This window comes from Rhizobium ecuadorense, from assembly GCF_001187535.1.
In the GTDB taxonomy this organism is placed as follows: domain Bacteria; phylum Pseudomonadota; class Alphaproteobacteria; order Rhizobiales; family Rhizobiaceae; genus Rhizobium; species Rhizobium ecuadorense.
In genome coordinates this window covers 1-252 of the sequence record NZ_LFIO01001179.1, presented here as the reverse complement: position 1 = coordinate 252, position 252 = coordinate 1, and the positions used below count along the sequence as shown (strand labels likewise).

Annotated in this window: 1 pseudogene; it reads right to left on the bottom strand. The window is 62.3% G+C overall.

Going from position 1 to position 252, the window contains the following annotated elements:
* Positions 1-139: 139 nt before the first annotated feature.
* Positions 140-252 (bottom strand): annotated as a pseudogene (locus AF337_RS45620) (XdhC family protein); the annotation flags it as partial.

Genomic DNA, 252 nt, shown 5'->3' with positions numbered 1-252 from the left:
GCCGTCACCTTGACGAAGGCCAGCCCGCTCCAGCTACACAAGGTCGCCTTGGCACAGTATATGCCGCTTCGAAAAGGCTTCTTCCGCAAGTCGTAGCGCATGAGGCGACCAGCCAGCGTCGGCAAGAACTGACGGCGTTTCATTGCGGCCCATCCCAGGAGGGCGAAGGGCGGCGCGAGTGAAGCGCCTGGATGACCTGAGCCAATATGGCCACGGCGATCTCGGCGGGGTTGGACGCACCTATATCAAGCC